Origin of the sequence: Sphingopyxis sp. (assembly GCF_025869345.1) — a bacterium.
In the GTDB taxonomy this organism is placed as follows: Bacteria; Pseudomonadota; Alphaproteobacteria; order Sphingomonadales; family Sphingomonadaceae; genus Sphingopyxis.
This window is the reverse complement of sequence record NZ_JAOZVW010000083.1, coordinates 13,656-33,157: the sequence shown is the minus strand read 5'-3', so window position 1 is coordinate 33,157 and position 19,502 is coordinate 13,656. Positions and strand designations below refer to the sequence as shown.

The following is a 19,502-nucleotide window of genomic DNA, read 5'->3' as shown; positions in this document are numbered from 1 at the left end:
CGGACTTGCCATAGCGGCTCGGCGCGCGCAATGGCGACCCCATGTCGTTCATCGCATCCGCCGCCGACGCCGCTTATGCGCTCGTCCGCCCGCTCGTCCATGCCAGCGATGGCGAAGCGGCGCATAATCTGACGCTGAACGCGCTGCAGCCCTTGCCGCGCGCGCGCCGCGCGCTGACCAGTCCGATGCTGGCGACCGAACTGGCCGGGCTGGATTTCCCGAACCCCGTCGGCCTCGCGCCGGGTTTCGACAAGGATGCGCGCGCCGCGCACGCAATGCCGCATTTCGGCTTCGGCTTCGTCGAGGTCGGGACGCTGACCCCGCTGCCGCAGGAGGGCAACCCGCGCCCGCGCCTGTTCCGGCTGGTCGAGGATCGCGCCGTGATCAACCGCATGGGCTTCAACAACGGCGGGCAGGCGCGGGCGGCGGACCGCATCGCGTGCCTGCGCCGTTACGGCTTGCCGGTGCCGCTCGGCATCAACATCGGCGCGAACAAGGACAGCGCCGACCGCATCGCCGACTATGCGAAGGGCACCGCCGCGATGACGCCGCTCGCCGATTATCTGACGGTGAATATATCGTCGCCGAACACGCCGGGGCTGCGCGCCTTGCAGGACAAGGGCGCGCTGGAGGCGCTGCTCGACGGCGTCGCGGCCGCGCAGCCGAAGGGCGCGGCAAAGCCGGTGTTCCTCAAGGTCGCGCCCGACCTCGAACCCGCCGACATCGACGACATCGTCGCGGTCGCGTTCGCCAAGGGGCTCGCCGCGGTGATCGTGTCGAACACGACGATCGCGCGCCCCGCGCTCGCTTCGCGCCATGCGAGCGAGGCCGGCGGCCTGTCGGGCGCGCCGCTTGCCGCGCTCGCGCTCCAGCGCGTCAAGGATTTCCGCGCCGCGAGCGGCGGCAAGCTGCCGCTGATCGCCGCGGGCGGGATCGGTTCGGCCGAGCAGGCGTGGCAGCGCATCCGCGCAGGCGCCAGCCTGATCCAGATCTATTCGGCGATGGTCTATGAAGGGCCGGGGCTCGCCGCGCGCATCGCGCACGGCCTCGAAAAGCTCGCCGCGCGCGACGGCTTTGCGCGGGTGAGCGACGCGGTCGGAACCGCCTCTGGCGGTTAGTAAGCCGTGTGCTCCCGCGAAGGCGGGAGCCCATCTCCGGACCGCGTTATGTCGAACGGGCAGAAGATGGGTCCCCGCCTTCGCGGGGACACGGGGGTAATGGAACGATAGGGCGGGGTTGCGCTCGCCAGAGGGGCGCGCCAATGTCGCGCCCATGATCAAACGACTCCTTGCGGCCTTCAGCCTGTTCGTCATCGCCTTCCCGTCGCTCGCGAGCGCGCAGGGCGTCACCTCGTCCGCCGATCCGCGCGCGACCGAGGCGGGGCGCGAGATATTGCACGAGGGCGGCAGCGCCGCCGACGCGGCGATCGCGATGGTCGCGGTGCTGACATTGGTCGAGCCGCAGTCGAGCGGCATCGGCGGCGGCGGCTTCATGGTCTATCACGATGCGAAGGACGGCAGCATCTCGACGATCGACGGGCGCGAGACCGCGCCCGCCGCGGCGAAGCCCGAGCGTTTCCTCGGCCCCGACGGCAAGCCGCGTCCCTATATGGACATCATTCCCGGCGGCCTCTCGGTCGGCGTTCCGGGCAATGTCCGGCTGATGGAGATGGCGCACAAGAAATGGGGTAAGCTGGAATGGAAGGCGTTGTTCCAGCCCGCGATCAAGCTGGCCGAGGAGGGCTATCAGGTCACCCCCGCGCTCAATAACTGGCTCGTCCAGTTCGAGCCGCTGTGGAAGGATTTCCCGGCGGCGCGCGCCATCTATTATGTGGGCGGCAAACCCGCGCCGGTCGGCACGACGATCCGGAACCCCGCCTATGCCGCGATCCTGCGCGACATTGCGGCGCGCGGCCCGGAAGCTTTCTACTCGGGCGCCAATGCCAAGGCGATCAGCGACGCGGTCGCCAAGGCGCCGCGCAACGCGACCCAGCTCACGCTCAAGGATTTGGCCGCCTACAAGGCGAAGGAGCGCCCGGCGGTCTGCACCACCTATCGCATCTACAAGGTCTGCGGCATGGGGCCGCCCTCGTCGGGTGCAACCACCGTGTTCGGTATCCTCGGGATGCTCGAAGCCTATGACATGAAGACGATGGGCAAGGACGATCCGATGAGCTGGCATCTGCTCGCCGAGGCGATGCAGCTCGCCTATGCCGATCGCGCCGCCTATCTCGGCGACAGCGATTTCGTCGATGTGCCGGTCAAGGGCCTGCTCGACAAGGCCTATCTCGCCGAGCGCCGCCAGCTCATCTCGCCCTTCGGCGCCGCCGGGCATTATGAGGCCGGCACTCCGCCGGGTGCCAAGCCGCGCACCGCGGCGGCGCCGGTCAAGGAGCAGGGGACGACCCATTTCGTCGTCGCCGACAAGGACGGCGACGTGATGTCGATGACCTCGACGGTCGAAAGCATCTTCGGCAGCCAGCTGATGGCGAACGGCTATTTCCTCAACAACGAACTCACCGACTTCGACCACGCGCCGATCCAGGACGGGGTGCCGACGCAGAACCGGGTGCAGGCGGGCAAGCGGCCGCTCTCCTCGATGTCGCCGACGATCGTCTATGGCCCCGACGGCAAGGTCGTGCTCGCGCTCGGCTCGGCGGGGGGCAAGCGGATCATCATGCATGTGACCAAGACGCTGATCGGCGTCCTCGACTGGGGCCTCGACGCCAAGTCGGCGATGGAACTCCCCAACCTGTTTTTCGGCCAACAGGGCGTGCTGATCGAGGATGATGCGGCGGGCGAGGCGATTGCCGCGAAGATGAAGCCTTTCGGCTACAGCTTCACGCCGACTGACCTCGGCTCGAAACTCAATGCGATCCAGCGGGTGGGCGATAGCTGGCAGGGCGCCGCCGATCCGCGCGGTCCCGGCACCTCGTCGGTCGATGGTGCGCCAGCGCAGAATTAGAGATATGCCGGTCGTCATTGCGAGCGGAGCGAAGCAATCCAGAGTCGCGTAAACCGCTCTGGATTGCTTCCCCCGGCTTTCGCCGGGGCCGCAATGACGAGATGTTTGAACGATATATAACTGCCAATCTTGCCGGGAGAGGCCAAGGATGAAGCTGGAAAACCCCCATCTCGACCATTTTCCGAGTCTGGTCGCGATGTTCTTCGACCGCGCGGGGCGGGGCGGCGAAGATCCGTTCCTGTGGCGCAAGGCCGACCGCGCGTGGCAGCCGCTGAGCTGGCGGCAGGTCGCGAACCAGGTGTCGGCGCTCGCGCATAATCTCCGCGAACTGGGGCTGAAGGACGGCGACCGCGTCGTGCTGGTCAGCGAGAACCGGCCCGAATTCTGCATCGCCGACCTTGCCATCATGGCGGCGGGCTGCGTCACCGTGCCGACCTACACCACCAACACCGAGCGTGATCACCAGCATATCCTCGGCAACAGCGGCGCGAGCGCGGTGATCGTCTCGACCGCGAAGCTCGCGCGGACGCTGATGCCCGCGGTGCTGCGCTCGAACGTCAAGCTGGTCATCACCATGGAACCGATGCGCGTCGGCCAGCAGGGCGATGTGCGGGTGCTCGACTGGGACCCGCTCGTCGAGGGTGGCGAGGCGTATCGCGCCGAGGCCGAAGCGCGCGGCCTCGCGATGACGCGCGACGACACCGCCTGCCTCATCTACACCAGCGGCACCGGCGGCGCGCCGCGCGGGGTGATGCAGCATCATGGTGCGATCCTGCACAATGGCGCGGGCGCGGCCGAAATCCTCGTCAACGATTTCGGCATCGGCGAGAATGAGACCTTCCTGTCCTTCCTGCCGCTCAGCCACGCCTATGAGCATTCGGGCGGGCAGTTCCTGCCGATCATGGTCGGTGCGCAAATCTATTACAGCGAGGGGCTCGAAAAGCTCGTCTCGAACATCGAGGAGACGAAGCCGACGATCATGGTCGTCGTGCCGCGGCTGTTCGAGGTGATCCGCGCGCGGATGATCAAGTCGGTCGAGAAGCAGGGCAAGCTTGCGAACTGGATGCTGGGGCAGGCGCTGCGCGTCGGTGAAAAGGATTATGAACGCCGCATGGGCGTGTTCGACCGCCCCGTCGACCTCCTCCTCAACAAATTGTTCCGCCCCAAGATACAGCAGCGCTTCGGCGGCCGGATGAAGGCGCTGGTGTCGGGCGGCGCGCCGCTCAATCCCGAGATTGGGGTCTTCTTCCACTCGATCGGCCTGACCCTGCTCCAAGGCTATGGGCAGACCGAGGCGGGGCCGGTGATCAGCTGCAATCGCCCCGCGGCTGGGCTCAAGATGGACACCGTCGGCCCGCCGTTGATGAACACCGAGGTGAAGATCGCCGACGACGGCGAAATCCTTGTGCGCGGCGAACTGGTGATGAAGGGCTATTGGCGCAACCAGCCCGAAACCGAGCGCGTGCTCGTCGTCGATCCCGCCGAGCCCGACAAGGGGCCGTGGCTCCACACCGGCGACATCGGTCATATCGATGCCAAGGGGCGCATCGTCATCACCGACCGCAAGAAGGACCTGATCGTTAACGACAAGGGCGACAATGTCTCGCCGCAGCGCGTCGAGGGGATGCTGACGCTCCAGCCCGAAATCCTCCAGGCCATGGTCTATGGCGACAAGCGCCCGCATCTTGTCGGCATCCTCGTTCCCGATCCCGAGTGGATGGCCGAATGGGCCGAGGCTGAAGGGCTGCCGAAAGATCTCGAACGGCTCCGCGAGCATGAGAAATTCCGCGCCGCCGTCCGCGCCGCGGTCGACCGCGTCAACGAGCAGCTTTCGGTGATCGAAAAGGTGCGCAAGTTCGACTTCGCGGACGAACCCTTCACGATCGAGAATGAGCAGATGACACCCTCGATGAAGATCCGGCGGCATATCCTGCGGCAGGTCTATGAGGACAAGATCGCGGCGCTGTATAAGGGCTGAAAGCCCCTTCCCTTCAGGGGAGGGGTTGGGGTGGAGGGCCGCCCTTGCGCAAGGCTGATGGCCCCACCCGCTGCGACTAAGCCAGCAAGCTGGCAAGTCTCGCTGCCCTCCCCTGAAGGGGAGGGATGGGGTTTGGTCGATGCAGGCGGAGATGCGACCCGAAGAGCTCGGTGCAAACCGGAGCCCCGCCTGCGGCCGAGCCGATGGCTCAGCCAGCGTCCCCCGCCGGTTTGCGATAGGGGACGAAGGGACCGAAGACGCAGGTTGGGCCGCGAATGCCGCTGCTGCGGTCGACCAGATGGAAGAAATCGCCTTCGCAGGTCGACGAGCCGAACTGGCGCACGACCATGATGTCGCTGTCGCGCGCAAGGCCCGGGCAGCTTCCCTTGAGGTCGTTGCGATAGACGAGCTTGCCGCCTGCGCGATAGAGCAGGATATTGTCCGAGATGCGGATGGTGTCGGTCGTCCGGTAACTGGGCAGGCACTGGACCGGCTCGCCCGGCACCTTGCCCGCGAGCTGCTTGTCGAGCTGTTCGGCCTGCTTGGGGCTGAGCGCCGCCGCGCCCGCTTCGGCGGTGCCGCCGGGGGCGCAGCTTGCCATCATCGGCGCCGCCAACAGCGCCAGCGCCGCGGCGCGGATCGGCTTGCTGCCCGTTATCGTCAGGGTCATCGTCAGGCTCCTTGCAGCATCGGGGATGCTGGCATTTTCGAAATGAATGGACGGTGAAGCCGCGGCATCAGGCGGCGTCCTTCAACGCGCGGATGCGGCCGAGTTCGGCCGCCGTGGCGGCGCGGAGAAAGGGGTTCGTCGCGCGCTCGGCACCGATGCTGGTCGGCACCGTCGGCTCGCCCGCCGCGCGCGCCGCCTCGACCGCCGCCAGCCGCTCGGTGAGCAGGGCGTTGCCGGGGTCGACGGTAACCGCGAAGCGTGCGTTCGACAGCGTATATTCGTGCGCGCAATAGACGCGCGTCGCATCGTCCAGCGCATCGAAGCGCCGCATGTTCGCGAACATCTGTTCGGCGGTGCCCTCGAACAGGCGGCCGCAGCCCATCGCGAAGATCGTGTCGCCGACGAAGATCGCGCCGTCGGCGCCGAAATGATAGGCGATGTGCCCGGCGGTATGCGCGGGCACGTCCCACACCTCGGCGACATGCGCGCCCAGCCGGACGCGGTCGCCGCCCGTCACCCGCACGTCGAGCGTCGGGATGCGCTCATATTCCGCCGCCGGACCCGTGATCGTGCAGCCTGTCGCTTCCTTGATCGCGGCATTGCCGCCGGTGTGGTCGGGGTGCCAATGGGTGTTCCAGATGTCGGTGATCGTCCAGCCACGCGCCGCCGCCGCTTCGAGCACGGGCTCGGCGACGGCGGGATCGACGACCATCGTCGCCTTGCTGTCGGAATCGTGGACCAGCCAGACATAATTGTCATTGAGGACCGGAATGCGGACGATGTCGAGCGGGCTCACGAATATCTCCTTTCTTCCGGCCTCATGCCTCCCAGACGGAGCGCCGGGCGGCCAGCCTTGGCCGATTTACCAGACGCCGGTGTTGGGCATCGAGGCCCAGGGTTCCTGCGGCGGCAGATGACCGTCTTGCAGCAGTTCGACCGAAATGCCGTCGGGCGAGCGCACGAACGCCATATGGCCATCGCGCGGCGGGCGGTTGATCGTCACTCCGGCGTCCATCAACCGCCGGCAGGTAGCGTAAATGTCGTCGACGCGATAGGCGAGATGGCCGAAATTGCGCCCGCCCGTATAATCTTCGGGCGCGCTGCCATCCTCGGGCGGCCAATTGTAAGTCAGTTCGACCTCGGCGACGCCTGCCTGTCCCGGCGGCGCGAGGAAGATCAGCGTGAAGCGGCCTGCCTCGCTGTCGAAACGGCGCACCTCCTCGAGCCCGATCAGCTTGAAGAAATCGACCGTGGCGTCGGGGTCGGTGACGCGGATCATGGTGTGAAGATATTGGGTCATGCGCCCATGTTAGGCGCGAAGAGCCCGTCCTTCAAATGCTTCGAACAATGCGATGAAATCATCCGGCGCAGGCGTAGGCGCGCCGCGCGCTTCGGCGACGTGGACGCTGACCTCGACGCCCGTCGCGCGCAGGTCGTCCGCGCCCTTGCCGTGAAGCTCGAACAGGAAGGTCATCGAACTGCGGCCGACGCGCGAGCAGCGCACGCAGATATCGATCTCCTCGTCGAGAAGGATCGGTACCTTGTAATCGACTTCGGCGTGGGCGACGTGGAATTCGGGGCTGCTGTGGTCGGGCCAGCGGTCGTATACGCCCACCGCGCGCCAATATTCGGTGATGCCGATGTCGAAATATTCGAGGTAGCGGCTGTTGAACACGACGCGCTGCGCGTCGATCTCGGCATAGCGGACGCGCTTGGTGACGTGGAATTTGAAGTCGCTGCGGGCCATGATGATCCTTTGAAAGACTTTGCGTTCCCGCCTTCGCGGGGGAACGGAATTTTTTCAATCAAAGTTTAATTTGCCGCCGCCAAGCGCGCCACCGTGTCGATGAGCAGCGCGATGTCGCCGTCGCGCGACAGGCGGTGATCGCCGCCCTTGACCAGCGTCACCTGCACATCCTCGCTGGCGAGCGCCGCAGCGAGGCGCAGGCTGATCGCAGGCGGAACGTCGCCATCCTCCTGCCCGTGCAGCAGCCGCACCGGGCAGGCGAGGGGGATGTCGGCATCGAGCAGCCGGTTCGCCTCGCCCGACTGGAAAAAGCCGCGCGTCGTGACATAGGGCTGGTCGCCGTAGGGCGTGTCCTCGACCAGCGCCCCTTCGGCGAGGATGATCGCTTTCTCCTCGGGCGTGAAGCCCCACTCGGTAAAGTCGGGCGCCGCCGCAATCCCCACCAGTCCGGCGACGCGCCCCGGCCCGTTGCGCTGGGCGAGCGCAAGCGCGGTGAGCAGCATCAGCCAGCCGCCCATCGACGATCCGGCGATCAGCACCGGGCCGTCGGCCTTCGCATCGATCAGGTCGAGCACGTCGCCGCGCCAGTCGAGCAGGGTCTGGTCGGCGAACAGCCCGTCGGACAATCCGCAGCCGGCATAGTCGAGCAGCAGGCAGGCGTGCCCCTCGGCGGCCGCCCAATCGAACAGCGCGGTTGCCTTACCGCCCGCCATGTCGGACATATAGCCGGGCAGGAAGACGATCGCCGGTCCCCGGCCCGCGACATGGCGATAGGCGAGGCGCGGACGGCCGGGGCGTTCGAGATAATCGGGCGGCGTTTCCACCGGCGTCAGATGACCCAGTCGACCGTGTTCATCTGGATCGTCGCCAGCCCCTTGGCGGCGCGCTGTTCGACCATGATCCGGTTCAGGCGGCGGATCGTGTCGCTGCCGGTGGTGATGCACCAGCCGGGGACCACCGCGTGAACCAGCGCGCAGAGGCCGCCGAAGATCATCGTCACCCCGAATTTCGACGCGACGCCGAAATGCTCGATGTAATTTTCATCGACGCTCTTCGGGTGATCGACGAACAGGCGCTTGAACATCTGGGGGTGGCTCCTTTCCGGCTGCCGCCGCCCTAGCGGGAGAGCCCGTCTCCCGCAAGGGCGGCGCGCCGGGGTGCCGTCAATTCGCGAGGAAGGCGTCGACCGCGGCGGCGAAGGCGGCGGGCTGGTCGAGCATGATGAAGTGGCGGCTGCCGTCGATCCGCTTCAGCGTCGCGGTCTTCGCGGGGGCGAAGGCGCCCTTGTAGAGGCCGTCGACCATCTCGGCCGGCATCGCGCTCGCGTCGAAGGGATAGAGCATCGTGAACGGCGCGGTGATCGCGCCGAGTTCGGGGCGCAGGTCGGTGGTCATGTCGTCATATATGAGCTGCGCCGCCACCCGGGCGTCGGCGGTGGCCGTCCACGCCTTGACCTGCGCGCGGCCGGCATCGGTCGCCGACATGATCTGCAGCGTCCGGTCGTCGGCCTCCGCATTGCTCTTCGCGGCAAGCATCTTCTGCATCGCGGCCGCCTGCGGCTCGACGGTGGCGACGGTCGCGGCCGGGCCAAACAGCATCCCGAAGAAGGGCAGGCTGTCGACGACCATCAGCTTGCCGGCGTCCTCCGGGTCACGCGCCGCGATCATCATCGCGGTCAGGCCGCCGAGCGAGTGGCCGATGATCGCCGGGGCGGGGCGGTCCTGTCCGGTAATGCAGTCCGCGATGAAGCCGTGGATATCCTCGACGACGCGTGGCAGCACAGGCCCTTCGGCATTGTCACCGGCATCGTCGCCGAAGCCGCGAATCTGGACGATGTGGAGCCGGTATTTCGATTTCAGCCGCGCGGCGGTCGGGTCCCACACCGCGCGCGGGGTCGACAGGCCGGGGATCAGGATGACGTCGGGCCCCTGGCCCTCGTTCAGGATCGTCACGCTCTTGCCGAGCGTGATGTCGGCGGAGCAGGCGCCTTCGGTCGGCGCTTCGGCGGCGTTGGCGCGATGGGCGATGATCGCGATCAGCAGAATGAACAGCGCGGCAATGGAAACTTTTTTCACGGGCTTAGTCCTTCAGGAAAATCTCTTCGATGGGGAGGCCGAACAGGTCGGCGATGCGAAAGGCGAGGGGGAGTGAGGGATCATATTTCCCCGTCTCGATCGCGTTGACCGACTGGCGCGACACTTCGAGCCGCTCGGCCAGATCCCCCTGGCTCCAGTCGCGCTCGGCGCGCAGCACCTTGAGGCGGTTCCTCATGGACACCCCCCGCCGGCGCCGAGCGTCAGCCGATTGACCAGCCCGCCGATGGCAAGGCCGACGCACCAGATCGGAAAGACCCAGAAGATCGCGAGGCGCGGCACATTGGTGTAGATTTCCAATATCCCCCAGGTCGCGCAGACGCCCAGCGTCAGGGCGGTCGCGATCAGCGCCTTGCGCACTTCGAGCAGCCGGACATATTCGTCCTTGAGCTCGAACAAATAGCTGCCCATCGCCCAGATGAAGCCGACGACCGCAAGGCCGGGGACCAACGCGACGGCGACGGTCAGCGGGGTCGCGGGCGACCCGTTCGGGACGAGGCTGCTGGCGAGGAAGATCGCGGCCACATAAGCGATGCTGACCGGGATCATGCGGCCGACATAGCGCCGCTGCGCGGGGTTCATCGCCATCGGTTCAGCCCTTCGCCAGCGCGGCTTCGTGCCGCTTGGCGATCAGCAGCGCCGCGGTGAAGGCGGGCAGCGCGACGATCAGCGTGCTGGTCAGGCCGGGCGACATTAGCCCGGCCGCCCCGGCAAGGGCCGCGATCGCGGCGGGCAGGGCGAGGATGCGGAGGATTTTCGGCATTGGTCAAGCTCCCTTGTTAATCAGTAAAGGAGCATTGACATCGCGAGTGGTGATTGTCAAGCGTCATTTACACAATGACAAGCGAGCCAATCCCGCAGATTCAGATGCCAGACGGAGCCTTGCCGTGGCGGAGCCGCCAATTGGCGATATGGGCGCTCGCCAGACCGAGTGCGCCGAGCGAGGTGAGCAGGCGGTCGCCGGTCTCGGGATCGAGCCCCGCGATCCAGCCTTCGTGCGCGGCGAGCAGCAGCAGCGGCAGCGCGAGGCAATGGATCAGGCAGGCGAGCGACAGGCCGACGCCGAGCAGGTCGGCGGCGCGCGAACGCAGCGAAGGGCGGGCGGGGAGGCGCATGGGCAGGGGCTTTCCGTTGGCAGATCGCGCCGCTACATAATGATACAATGTATCATTGCAACCCCTCCGCATGAAAACGGCCCTTGCCGCTGCTTTCGCGCGCTGGCAAAGGAGCGCGGCAATCCTGCCCAGAAAGGCTCCCTTTTCCGATGTCCCAGATGATCCGCGTCACCCTTCCCGATGGCTCTGCCCGTGAAGTCGCGCGCGGAACCACCCCGGCGCAGATCGCCGCCGACATCGGTCCCGGCCTCGCCAAGGCCGCGCTTGCCGCGAAGATCGACGGCGAACTGCGCGACATCATGCGCCCGCTGGAGGCGGACACGAACCTCGCGCTGGTGACGAGCCGCGACGAGGCCGACGCGCTCGAACTCGTGCGCCACGACTATGCGCATGTGCTGGCGGAGGCGGTGCAGAGCCTGTTTCCGGGCACGCAGATCACTTTCGGCCCCTCGACGAACGACGGCTTCTATTACGACTTCGCGCCGACCGCCGAGCATGGCGCGTTCCGCGACGACGAACTGCCGCTGATCGAGGAGGAGATGCGCCGCATCATCGCCGCCGACCTTCCCCTCACCAGGGAAGTGTGGGAGCGCGACAAGCTCATCGCCAAATGGCGCGCCGAAGGCGAGAGTTTCAAGGCCGAATGGGCCGCCGAACTTTCCGAGGGTGAGGAACTGACCGTCTATCGCAGCGGCGACGGCTGGATGGACATGTGCCGCGGGCCGCACCTCGCCTCGACCGGCAAGCTCGACCCCGCCGCCTTCAAGCTGACGCGCGTGTCGGGCGCCTATTGGCGCGGCGACCAGAAAAATGCGCAGCTTTCGCGCATCTACGGCACCGGCTGGCTCAACAAGAAGCAGCTCGCCGAACATCTCGTGCGTCTCGAAGAGGCCGCGAAACGCGACCATCGCAAGATCGGGCGCGAGATGGACCTGTTCCACCTCCAGGAAGAGGCGCACGGCAGCGTCTTCTGGCACCCCAAGGGTTATCGCATCTATCGCGAGCTCGAGGCCTATATGCGCCGCGCGATCGACGGCGCCGCCTATCAGGAGGTCAAGACCCCGCAGGTGATGGACGCGCGCCAGTGGGAGCAATCGGGCCACTGGGGCAAATATCGCGAGAATATGTTCGTCATCCCCGACGAAATCCCGAACACCGAGGATGAGGGGCCGATCGTCTCGAACGACGCCGAGTGGATGGCGCTCAAGCCGATGAACTGCCCCGCGCATGTCCTGATCTTCCGTCAGGGGATCAAGAGCTATCGCGACCTGCCTTTGCGCATGGCCGAAATGGGCTGCTGCCACCGTAACGAGCCGCACGGCGCGCTGCACGGCATCATGCGCGTCCGCCAGTTCACGCAGGACGACGGCCATATCTTCTGCCGCGAGGATCAGATCGTCGAGGAAGTGCGTGATTTCTGCGCGCTGCTCGACCGCGTCTATAAGCAACTCGGGTTCGAAAAATATGCCGTAAAGCTCGCATTGCGTCCCGACATGCGCTTCGGCAGCGAGGAAATGTGGGACAAGGCCGAGGCTGAACTCCGCGAAGCCGTCGCGCGCGCCGGCATGGCGAACGAGGATTATGGCTGGGAGGAACTGCCGGGCGAGGGCGCCTTCTATGCCCCCAAGCTGGAATTCCACCTGACCGACGCGATCGGGCGGACGTGGCAGTGCGGGACGATCCAGTCCGACCGCGTGATGCCCGAACGCCTCGATGCCTCCTATGTGGGCGAGGATGGCGAGCGCCACCGCCCGGTGATGCTCCACCGCGCGATCCTCGGCACCTACGAGCGCTTCATCGGCATATTGATCGAGCATTTCGCCGGCCGCTTCCCGACCTGGCTCGCGCCGGTGCAGGCGGTGGTCGCGACGATCGTGAGCGACGCCGACGATTATGCGAAGGACGCCGCCGCCCAGCTCGAAGCCGCGGGCATCCGCGTCGAGACCGACCTCCGCAACGAGAAGATCAACTACAAGGTGCGCGAGCACAGCCTGCAGAAGGTTCCCTATCTGCTTGTCGTCGGCAAGCGCGAGGCCGACGAGGGCACGGTCGCGATCCGCACCCTCGGCCAGGACGGCCAGCGCATCCTGCCGCTCGCCGAAGCGATCGCGATGCTGAAGGGCGAAGCGACGCCGCCGGACCTCCGCGATTGAGCGCAGCCGGCATCGGCCGCCATATGGCGGGCGAGTGCCTGCCGCGCCACCGCCATGCCCGCGGTTATATCGCGCTGGTGCTCGGTGGCGGATATGAGGAGGCCGGCGATCAAGGCCGGCTGAACGCGCGCGCGGGAATGACGATCGTTCATGGCGACTGGACCGCGCATAGCGATCGTTTCGGCGCCAGCGGCGCGCAGGTCCTCAACCTGCCTGTAGTCGCCGCGGCGCTTCCGGCAGCGGGATATATATCCGATCCCGACACGGCGGCGCGGCTCGCCGAACGCGATCCGGTCGCGGCGGCAACCTATGTGTGCGACAATTTCAGGTCGGGCGTGGAACGACGCGACGACTGGCCCGACTTGCTTGCCGGGGCATTGGCGGTCGACCCCGATCTGACGCTCGGGCATTGGGCCGAAGCCATGGGGTTCGATCGCGCATCGGTCAGCCGCGGCTTTGCACGCGCCTATGGCGTCACGCCCAAGCGCTTCCGGCTGGAGGCGCGGACGCGGCGGGCGCTGGCCGCGCTGCCGTCGTGGCGCGGGAGCCTTGCCGAGTTCGCGGCCGATCAGGGCTTTGCCGATCAGGCGCATCTCGCGCGGTCGGTCGTTGCGATGACCGGGATGGCGCCGGTCCGGTTCCGGGCAAAATCCGTTCAAGCCGCCGCGCCGCCGCGCGGCTAGGACTGGCGGCATGGATCGCCGCTTCTTCCTCGCCGCCGCGCTCGCCGGCCTCGCCGCGCCCGCTCTCGGTCACGCCCAGCGCAAAGCCTCGCGCACGCGCTGGAAGGTTCGCGCATCGGAGGGCTTCGACACACTTGCCTTCCTCGGCCCGCTGGCCGGGCGCGAGCTTTACCTCACCTATTATCGGGCCGACGTCGATGCGTTCGCGCCGCGGCTGCCGCAAGCAATCCGCGCCGACATCGCCGCGTTATGGCAAGAGGCGGAGAAGGCGGGCTTCGGCCTGCTCGGTCCGGTGGCGTCGGTCCTTTTTTCTGGTCACGACGGCAGCATCGCGGCGCTGATCGCTGCGGCGGCGAATCCCGAAACCGCCTTGCTACCGGCCTATCGCCAGAGCAGCTACTGGAGCGAAAGCGACTGGCGATGGTTCACCGGCGCGGCGCCGCGCCTGAAGGCGGTTTTCGAAGCGATGCAAGCGGCCGGTTTCGCCGCCTTCCGCGCCGAGCGCTCCGCTGGCCTCGACGCGCGCATTGCCGAACTGACCCGCGACCTTGCCGACTATGACGTCATCAGCCTGCAGGAGAAGCTGACCGGCCGCAGCTTCGATCCGGAGATCGAGGTCGTGCTGCTGCAATTCTGCAAGCCGCACGGCATCAAGGTGCAGGGACAGACCTTTCTGCAGGCGGCCGACTGGAACACCGCGATCACCGTGCGCAATGCCGCGCACGAGATGCTGCACCCGCCGGTGCCGATGGACGGCGCGGCGGCGAAAGCGGCGCTCGCACTCCTCGCTAACGATCAACTCATTACCCGCATCGTCCGCGAGCATGATCCCAAATGGGGCTACACGACGCTCGAAGGCCTGCTCAACGAGGATCTGACGCAGGCGCTCGATCAGTTGATCGGCGAAGCGCTGGGCGTCGGGCGCAATCCCGCCGACCGCTGGCGTCAATCGGACGACGGCATTCATGTGCTCGCGGGTGCCTTTTATGGCATGCTGCGGGACGACAAATGGATCGAGACCGGCGGTTCGCTGGAGGGCTGGCTGGCGCGCGCTGTCCAAAGCGGGCGCTTCGCGCCTACGCGTCTGCACACAATCGCCGCGCGCGTTCTCGAACGGCCAGCCGCCAATCTCTGGCCGCTGCCGAAAGTCTAGCGACTGCCGCCAAGCTCGGCTACGGCATCCCGAAACAGGGGAGTCGCCGGCTTGAACGGATTGCAGCATCTCGTCGGCATCGCGCCGCTGACTTTCGCCGGGGCCGCGGCGATGACGTTCGGCGCCGCCTTTGTGCGCGGGCTGACCGGCTTCGGCATGGCGATCATCCTCGTGCCGCTACTTGGCCTCATCATCCCGCCGGCGCAGGCGGTGGTGCTCGGCATCTTGCTGCAACTGCTGATCGGGCCGGTCGGGCTGGGGCTGATTCACGCCGACGCCGACCGCGCGACGGCGCTGCCGATCGGGCTGATCGCGATGGCGGCGACGCCGATCGGCATGGCGGTACTCGATGTGACGCGGCCCGATGTCGCGCGGCTGCTGATCACGGTGGTCGCGGTGGGGGCGTTCGTCGCCGTGCTGCTCCCCAAGCAGCCCGAGGGGCACAGGCCGGGCCGCGCCGCGGTAATCGGCACCGGGGTCGCATCGGGCATCCTCACCGGCTTTGCCGCGATGCCGGGGCCGCCGGTCGTGCCCTTCTATCTGCGCCGCCGTCTCGACCCCAGGACCGCGCGCGCGTCGATGCTGCTGATCTTCTTCCTCACCGCGATCGCCGGCACCGCCGCGGCGCTATGGGTCGGGATCGCGACGCAGCGATTGTTCCTGCTCGCGCTACTGCTCTTCGTCCCGATGTGGCTCGGCAACCGCGTCGGCGGCCGCCAGTTCGGCCGCGTGCCGCCGCATGTGTGGCAGGCGATGGTCGCGGTCGTGCTGGGCATTGCCGCGATTTCGGCGGTGGTGCGCCTGCTGAGTTAAAGGCTTCGCAGCGCCTGCGCGGGTTTGGCCGAGAGCAGCGGCCAGCTTCCCGCGATCCCGATCAGGAAGGACAGGCCCGCGCCGCCGAGCAGGGTTGCGCCGACGATCACCGGATCGGGCGCGAAGCGGAAATCGAAAAGCTGCGTCACGACATACCAGGCGCCCGCAAGCCCGAGCCCCAGCGCGAGCAGCGCCAATATTCCGGCAAGCACCGCATATTCCAGCCCCTGCGCCCCCAATATCTGCCCGCGCGTGGCGCCGAGCAGTTTCAGGATGACGCTGTCGTAGACCCGCCGTTCGCGGCTCGCCGCGATCGCGCCGATCAGCACCGCGATGCCGGCGAGGATCGCGATGCTCGCCGCCGCGGCAATCGCCTGGCTCATCTGGGTGAGCAGGGTCGTGACCTGCGACACGACGTCGCGCACTTCGATCAGCGAGGCTGACGGAAAAGCGCGCGGGATGCTGCGCGCGAGCCCGGCCTCGGCCTTGGGCGGCACCGCGACCGTCGCGACCATATTGTGCGGCGCGGCGTCGAAGGCGCCGGGCGAGAAGACGAGGACATAGTTGAGCCCGAAATTGTCCCACTCGACGGTGCGGAAGGAGGCGACTTTCGCCTGCACCTCGACGCCGAGCACATTGACCGACAGCGTATCGCCGAGCTTCAGCCCCAGCGACGCCGCGACCTCCTGCTCGACGCTGACCAGCGGCGGTCCCTTGTAGTCGGCCGGCCACCATTTCCCGCCGACCAGCGTGCTGCCATTCGGCAGCGTGGGGCTGTAGGTCAGGCCGCGGTCGCCGCGCAGCACCCACGCGCCTTCGGGCAGTTCGGCAAGCTCGTCGACACGTTGTCCATGAAATTCGGTGATGCTGCCGCGCAGCGCCGGGATCATGTTGATCGCGGCATCGGGCGCGGCATCGGTCACGAGCGAACGAAATTCACCCGCGCGGCCGCGCGGGATGTCGAGGACGAAGAAGCTCGGCGCACGCTGCGGCACGGTGCGCGCGATCTCGGCGGTGATGCTCGTCTGGATCGCGGCGAGCGTGACGAACAGCGTGAGGCCGAGTCCGAGCGCCACCACGAGCGCGCCGGTCGCGGCACCCGGCCGGTGCAGATTGGCGAGCGCGAGGCGCAGCAGCGGCCGCTTCGGCCGGGGCAGGCGGCTCGCGGTGCGCCGGACGAGCCAGCCGAGCCCGACGAGGATCAGCAGCAGAGCGGATACCGCGCCGATGAAGGACAGCGCGAACAGCGGATCGCGCGCGGTGCCGACCGCCAGCGCAACGATCGCCGCGAGTGCCGCGCCGACCGCGATGATCGTCTGCCGGTCGATCCGCGCGCCGCCGTCGACCGTCGCGCGATAAAGCCCCGCCGCGGGCACATGCCGCGTCGCGGCGAGCGGCGGCAGCGCGAAGGCGATGGCGATCAGCAGGCCATAGGCCGCGCTCACCGCGAGCGGCAGCGGATAGAGCGCGAAGCCCGGCCGCACCGGCAGCACGTCGCCCGCGATCCAGCCGATCAGGCTCGGCGCGAGCGCTCCGGCCACCAGCCCGGCACCGATCGCCGCCGCTGCGACGGCGAGGATTTGCAGGCCATAGATGCGCAGGATGGCCGCGCTGTCGGCGCCGAGAACCTTGAGCGTCGCCAGCCCCGGCCGCTTGCCGGCGAGATAGCTTGCGACGCCGTTGCCGACGCCGATCCCGGCGATCACCAGCGCGGCGAGACCGACGAGGGCCAGAAATTGCCCCATCCGCTCGATGAAGCGGCGCGTTCCCGGCGCGCCGTTGCTGCGATCGGTGACCTTCCAGCCCGCTTCGGGAAAGTCGGCGGTCAGCCGTTTCCCGGTCGCTGCGGGATCGGCGCCTGCGGGCAGGCGGACGCGATATTTGCTTTCGTAGAGGCTTCCGGGCTGGATGAGCTGCGTCGCGGGCAGATCGGCAAGGCCGATGATCGCGACCGGACCAAGCGCGAAACCCTCGCCCAGCCGGTCGGGCTCCTCGGCGATGAGGCCGTCGATCCGGAATGTCTTTTCGCCGAACGTCACCGGCCCGCCGACTGTCAGGTCGAGCCGCGAGGCCAGATCCTTGCCGATCCAGATCGCACCCGGCGGCGGCGGGCCCCGGCGCGCGCCGCTCTCCAGCCGCATCGTGCCGTAAAGCGGATAGGCGCCGTCGACCGCCTTCAGTTCCGACAGCAGCGCATCGCCGCCCGGCGCGTTCGCCATCGCGCGCAGCCGCACCGTCGAGGACGGCGTGCCGACGCTGCGGAAGCCCGCCAGCTCCTCGCGCGTGGCTTCGCGCTGCGGCAGGCTGAACTCGATATCGCCGCCGAGGATCGTCTGTCCGCGCGCTTCGAGCTCGGAGGTGATGCCGCTCGTCAGGCTGCCGATCGCGGCAAGCGTCGCGACGCCGAGGAACAGGCAGACCGCAAGCAGCCGAAGCCCGCGAATCCGCGCCGCTAGATCGCGCCGTGCAATCCGCCAAAGGGTGGCGAGGGGGAGCATCAGATCCTCCCCGGCACGGGGAGGGGGACCATGCGAAGCATGGTGGAGGGGCACGGGCAGGTCTGTGCTTTGCCGGATGAAAGCGTCGGGAGGCACATGCCCCTCCACCACCCTTCGGGTGGTCCCCCTCCCCCGCTGGGGGAGGATCGTGCGCCGCCCCTCACGCGCGTTCCTCGATCCGCCCGTCGTGCATCACGACCACGCGGTCGCAATGTTCGGCCAGTTCGGGATCGTGGGTGATGATCAGCAGGGTCGCGCCCAGCGCGGCGCGGCGCGCGAAGATCAGGTCGATGATCGACTGCCCCGTCGCGGTGTCGAGATTGCCCGTCGGCTCGTCGGCGAAGATGATCGCGGGCGCGCTCGCCATCGCGCGGGCGATCGCGACGCGCTGCTGCTCGCCGCCCGAAAGCTGCGCGGGATAATGGGTCAGGCGATGCCCGAGCCCGACCGCTTCGAGTTCGGCGCGCGCCTTGCCGAACGGATCGGCGATTCCCGCCAGTTCGAGCGGCACCGCGACATTTTCGAGCGCGGTCATCGTCGGCAGCAGGTGAAACGCCTGCAGCACGATGCCGATCCGCCCGCGCCGCGCCCGCGCCAGCGCATCCTCGTCCATCGCGCCGAAATCCAGCCCCGCGACGCGGATCGTCCCGCCGCCCGCGCGTTCGAGCCCGGCGAGCACCGCCATCAGCGAGCTTTTCCCCGACCCCGACGGCCCGAGCAGCGCGACCGACGTGCCCGCCGCGACCTCCAGATCGACCCCGCGCAAAATTTCGACCGGGGCCTTGTCGCTCCCCAGCGTCAGCGTCACATTGTGGGCAGCGATTGCCAGATCGGGCGAAGCGCGTGAGACGTCGATCAAGAAGGAGCCCTTTGGACATGAAAACGGCCGGATGGCGTTCTGCCTTGATATATGGTTGCGTAATCGCGCTTTGCCAACCGCTCGCCGCCTGCGGTTCGGCCGAGGTGCCCGCCGCGCCGGCGAAGGACAAGGCCGGTGAGGCAAAAGCGGCGGCGATCCCGGCGAACGCTCCGTTGATCGTCGCCTTCGGCGACAGCCTCTATGCCGGCTATCAGCTTGGCCCGAAGGAAGGGCTCGCGCCGCAATTGCAGGCGGCGCTGGCCGCCGACGGCGTCGTCGCGCGGGTCCAGAACGCCGGGGTTTCGGGCGACACCAGCGCGGCGGGGCGCCAGCGGCTGGCCTATGTGCTCGATAATGCGAAGACGAAGCCCGCGCTCGTCCTGCTCGGGCTCGGCGGCAACGACATGCTGCGCGGGATCGACGCGGCGCAGACGCGCGGCAACCTCGACGCGATGCTCGCTGAACTGAAGAAGCGCGGTATCCCGGTGGTGCTCACCGGCATGGTCGCGGCGCCGAACATGGGGCCGGATTATGCAAGGAAATTCAATCCGATCTATCCCGAACTTGCGACCAAATATGGAACCAGCCTCTATCCCTTCATCCTCGACAATGTGGTGGGAAAGCCCGAACTGATGCTCGGCGATCACATCCATCCCAATGCCGAAGGGGTGAAGATCGTGGCCGCGGGACTGGCCCCGCTGGTCGAGGATGCGCTGCCGAACGCGAAATAACTTCGTCATTGCGAGCGAAGCGAAGCAATCCAGAGTAGGCATAAA

At 67.5% G+C, this 19,502-nt stretch carries 21 protein-coding genes; 8 read left to right on the top strand and 13 right to left on the bottom strand.

The genetic code is table 11. The annotated features are described in order from the left end of the window. The first annotated feature begins 41 nt into the window (after nucleotides 1-41). The 3 genes from OJI97_RS09245 (at nucleotide 42) to OJI97_RS09235 (ending at nucleotide 4,942) form a co-directional block, all read left to right on the top strand. Entirely contained in the window at nucleotides 42-1,118 is a 1,077-nt protein-coding gene (locus OJI97_RS09245) for a quinone-dependent dihydroorotate dehydrogenase (protein WP_297662846.1), read from the top strand. Between the two features lie 154 nt (nucleotides 1,119-1,272). Continuing rightward, entirely contained in the window at nucleotides 1,273-2,964 is a 1,692-nt protein-coding gene (gene ggt / locus OJI97_RS09240; protein ID WP_297662844.1) for a gamma-glutamyltransferase, read from the top strand. Between the two features lie 148 nt (nucleotides 2,965-3,112). Next, nucleotides 3,113-4,942: a long-chain fatty acid--CoA ligase gene (locus OJI97_RS09235; protein WP_297662842.1), complete on the top strand. Its 1,830-nt coding sequence runs from the start codon at nucleotides 3,113-3,115 to the stop codon at nucleotides 4,940-4,942. Nucleotides 4,943-5,150: 208 nt separating this feature from the next. On the opposite strand, the gene OJI97_RS09230 is transcribed toward OJI97_RS09235, so the two are convergent. From OJI97_RS09230 to OJI97_RS09180, 11 genes are all read right to left on the bottom strand, one after another. Then, a complete protein-coding gene (locus OJI97_RS09230; RefSeq protein ID WP_297662839.1) occupies nucleotides 5,151-5,612 on the bottom strand; it encodes a hypothetical protein in 462 nt (153 codons plus the stop codon). A 67-nt stretch (nucleotides 5,613-5,679) separates the two neighbouring features. Beyond that, on the bottom strand, nucleotides 5,680-6,408 hold the full coding sequence (gene gloB / locus OJI97_RS09225; RefSeq protein WP_297662837.1) for a hydroxyacylglutathione hydrolase: 729 nt from the start codon (nucleotides 6,406-6,408) through the stop codon (nucleotides 5,680-5,682). A 66-nt stretch (nucleotides 6,409-6,474) separates the two neighbouring features. Continuing rightward, nucleotides 6,475-6,912: a VOC family protein gene (locus OJI97_RS09220; RefSeq protein WP_297662835.1), complete on the bottom strand. Its 438-nt coding sequence runs from the start codon at nucleotides 6,910-6,912 to the stop codon at nucleotides 6,475-6,477. 9 nt (nucleotides 6,913-6,921) lie between these two features. After that, on the bottom strand, nucleotides 6,922-7,359 hold the full coding sequence (locus OJI97_RS09215; protein ID WP_257548740.1) for a thioesterase family protein: 438 nt from the start codon (nucleotides 7,357-7,359) through the stop codon (nucleotides 6,922-6,924). A 65-nt stretch (nucleotides 7,360-7,424) separates the two neighbouring features. Further along, nucleotides 7,425-8,183, bottom strand: a complete 759-nt coding sequence (locus tag OJI97_RS09210) for an alpha/beta hydrolase (RefSeq protein WP_297662832.1) — start codon at nucleotides 8,181-8,183, stop codon at nucleotides 7,425-7,427. Between the two features lie 5 nt (nucleotides 8,184-8,188). After that, nucleotides 8,189-8,443: a DUF6356 family protein gene (locus OJI97_RS09205; RefSeq protein ID WP_297662830.1), complete on the bottom strand. Its 255-nt coding sequence runs from the start codon at nucleotides 8,441-8,443 to the stop codon at nucleotides 8,189-8,191. A gap of 79 nt (nucleotides 8,444-8,522) precedes the next feature. Next, nucleotides 8,523-9,434: an alpha/beta hydrolase gene (locus tag OJI97_RS09200; protein WP_297662829.1), complete on the bottom strand. Its 912-nt coding sequence runs from the start codon at nucleotides 9,432-9,434 to the stop codon at nucleotides 8,523-8,525. A gap of 4 nt (nucleotides 9,435-9,438) precedes the next feature. After that, nucleotides 9,439-9,630: a helix-turn-helix transcriptional regulator gene (locus OJI97_RS09195; RefSeq protein ID WP_257548746.1), complete on the bottom strand. Its 192-nt coding sequence runs from the start codon at nucleotides 9,628-9,630 to the stop codon at nucleotides 9,439-9,441. Beyond that, nucleotides 9,627-10,040, bottom strand: a complete 414-nt coding sequence (locus OJI97_RS09190) for a hypothetical protein (protein WP_297662828.1) — start codon at nucleotides 10,038-10,040, stop codon at nucleotides 9,627-9,629. Before OJI97_RS09190 ends, OJI97_RS09195 begins: the two co-directional genes overlap by 4 nt. Before the next feature lie 4 nt (nucleotides 10,041-10,044). Further along, nucleotides 10,045-10,215: a hypothetical protein gene (locus tag OJI97_RS09185; RefSeq protein ID WP_297662826.1), complete on the bottom strand. Its 171-nt coding sequence runs from the start codon at nucleotides 10,213-10,215 to the stop codon at nucleotides 10,045-10,047. Between the two features lie 100 nt (nucleotides 10,216-10,315). Beyond that, nucleotides 10,316-10,567 carry a hypothetical protein gene (locus tag OJI97_RS09180; RefSeq protein WP_297662824.1) on the bottom strand — a complete coding sequence of 84 codons (252 nt, stop codon included), beginning with the start codon at nucleotides 10,565-10,567 and terminating at the stop codon, nucleotides 10,316-10,318. A gap of 149 nt (nucleotides 10,568-10,716) precedes the next feature. On the opposite strand from OJI97_RS09180, the gene thrS reads away from it, so the two are divergent. Genes thrS through OJI97_RS09160 form a run of 4 tightly spaced genes read left to right on the top strand, consistent with a single transcriptional unit; the run spans nucleotide 10,717 to nucleotide 15,369 of the window. Beyond that, a complete protein-coding gene (thrS, locus tag OJI97_RS09175) occupies nucleotides 10,717-12,720 on the top strand; it encodes a threonine--tRNA ligase (RefSeq protein WP_297662822.1) in 2,004 nt (667 codons plus the stop codon). Beyond that, nucleotides 12,717-13,403: an AraC family transcriptional regulator gene (locus OJI97_RS09170; protein WP_297662821.1), complete on the top strand. Its 687-nt coding sequence runs from the start codon at nucleotides 12,717-12,719 to the stop codon at nucleotides 13,401-13,403. The genes thrS and OJI97_RS09170 overlap by 4 nt, the downstream gene beginning before the upstream one ends. 10 nt (nucleotides 13,404-13,413) lie before the next feature. Then, on the top strand, nucleotides 13,414-14,556 hold the full coding sequence (locus tag OJI97_RS09165) for a hypothetical protein (RefSeq protein WP_297662819.1): 1,143 nt from the start codon (nucleotides 13,414-13,416) through the stop codon (nucleotides 14,554-14,556). Nucleotides 14,557-14,607: 51 nt separating this feature from the next. Continuing rightward, nucleotides 14,608-15,369: a sulfite exporter TauE/SafE family protein gene (locus tag OJI97_RS09160; protein ID WP_297662817.1), complete on the top strand. Its 762-nt coding sequence runs from the start codon at nucleotides 14,608-14,610 to the stop codon at nucleotides 15,367-15,369. Here the strand turns inward: OJI97_RS09160 and OJI97_RS09155 are convergent. Further along, on the bottom strand, nucleotides 15,366-17,867 hold the full coding sequence (locus tag OJI97_RS09155) for an FtsX-like permease family protein (RefSeq protein WP_297662815.1): 2,502 nt from the start codon (nucleotides 17,865-17,867) through the stop codon (nucleotides 15,366-15,368). The two genes, OJI97_RS09160 and OJI97_RS09155, sit on opposite strands and share 4 nt — an antisense overlap. Before the next feature lie 160 nt (nucleotides 17,868-18,027). Further along, nucleotides 18,028-18,726 (bottom strand): ABC transporter ATP-binding protein, encoded by a 699-nt coding sequence (locus OJI97_RS09150; protein WP_297662813.1) that lies wholly within the window; start codon nucleotides 18,724-18,726, stop codon nucleotides 18,028-18,030. Nucleotides 18,727-18,743: 17 nt separating this feature from the next. On the opposite strand from OJI97_RS09150, the gene OJI97_RS09145 reads away from it, so the two are divergent. Beyond that, the gene (locus OJI97_RS09145; RefSeq protein WP_297662811.1) at nucleotides 18,744-19,457 is read left to right on the top strand and encodes an arylesterase; all 714 of its coding nucleotides are present in this window, start codon (nucleotides 18,744-18,746) and stop codon (nucleotides 19,455-19,457) included. Nucleotides 19,458-19,502: the final 45 nt, after the last annotated feature.

Bases quoted from the DNA above. Each gene is read 5' to 3' on its own strand.
- OJI97_RS09245 (WP_297662846.1), top strand. From the start codon at position 42: ATGTCGTTCATCGCATCCGCCGCCGACGCCGCTTATGCGCTCGTCCGC.
- ggt (WP_297662844.1), top strand. From the start codon at position 1,273: ATGATCAAACGACTCCTTGCGGCCTTCAGCCTGTTCGTCATCGCCTTC.
- OJI97_RS09235 (WP_297662842.1), top strand. From the start codon at position 3,113: ATGAAGCTGGAAAACCCCCATCTCGACCATTTTCCGAGTCTGGTCGCG.
- OJI97_RS09230 (WP_297662839.1), bottom strand. From the start codon at position 5,612: ATGACCCTGACGATAACGGGCAGCAAGCCGATCCGCGCCGCGGCGCTG.
- OJI97_RS09220 (WP_297662835.1), bottom strand. From the start codon at position 6,912: ATGACCCAATATCTTCACACCATGATCCGCGTCACCGACCCCGACGCC.
- OJI97_RS09215 (WP_257548740.1), bottom strand. From the start codon at position 7,359: ATGGCCCGCAGCGACTTCAAATTCCACGTCACCAAGCGCGTCCGCTAT.
- OJI97_RS09205 (WP_297662830.1), bottom strand. From the start codon at position 8,443: ATGTTCAAGCGCCTGTTCGTCGATCACCCGAAGAGCGTCGATGAAAAT.
- OJI97_RS09195 (WP_257548746.1), bottom strand. From the start codon at position 9,630: ATGAGGAACCGCCTCAAGGTGCTGCGCGCCGAGCGCGACTGGAGCCAG.
- OJI97_RS09190 (WP_297662828.1), bottom strand. From the start codon at position 10,040: ATGGCGATGAACCCCGCGCAGCGGCGCTATGTCGGCCGCATGATCCCG.
- OJI97_RS09185 (WP_297662826.1), bottom strand. From the start codon at position 10,215: ATGCCGAAAATCCTCCGCATCCTCGCCCTGCCCGCCGCGATCGCGGCC.
- OJI97_RS09180 (WP_297662824.1), bottom strand. From the start codon at position 10,567: ATGCGCCTCCCCGCCCGCCCTTCGCTGCGTTCGCGCGCCGCCGACCTG.
- thrS (WP_297662822.1), top strand. From the start codon at position 10,717: ATGTCCCAGATGATCCGCGTCACCCTTCCCGATGGCTCTGCCCGTGAA.
- OJI97_RS09165 (WP_297662819.1), top strand. From the start codon at position 13,414: ATGGATCGCCGCTTCTTCCTCGCCGCCGCGCTCGCCGGCCTCGCCGCG.
- OJI97_RS09155 (WP_297662815.1), bottom strand. From the start codon at position 17,867: ATGCTCCCCCTCGCCACCCTTTGGCGGATTGCACGGCGCGATCTAGCG.
- OJI97_RS09145 (WP_297662811.1), top strand. From the start codon at position 18,744: ATGAAAACGGCCGGATGGCGTTCTGCCTTGATATATGGTTGCGTAATC.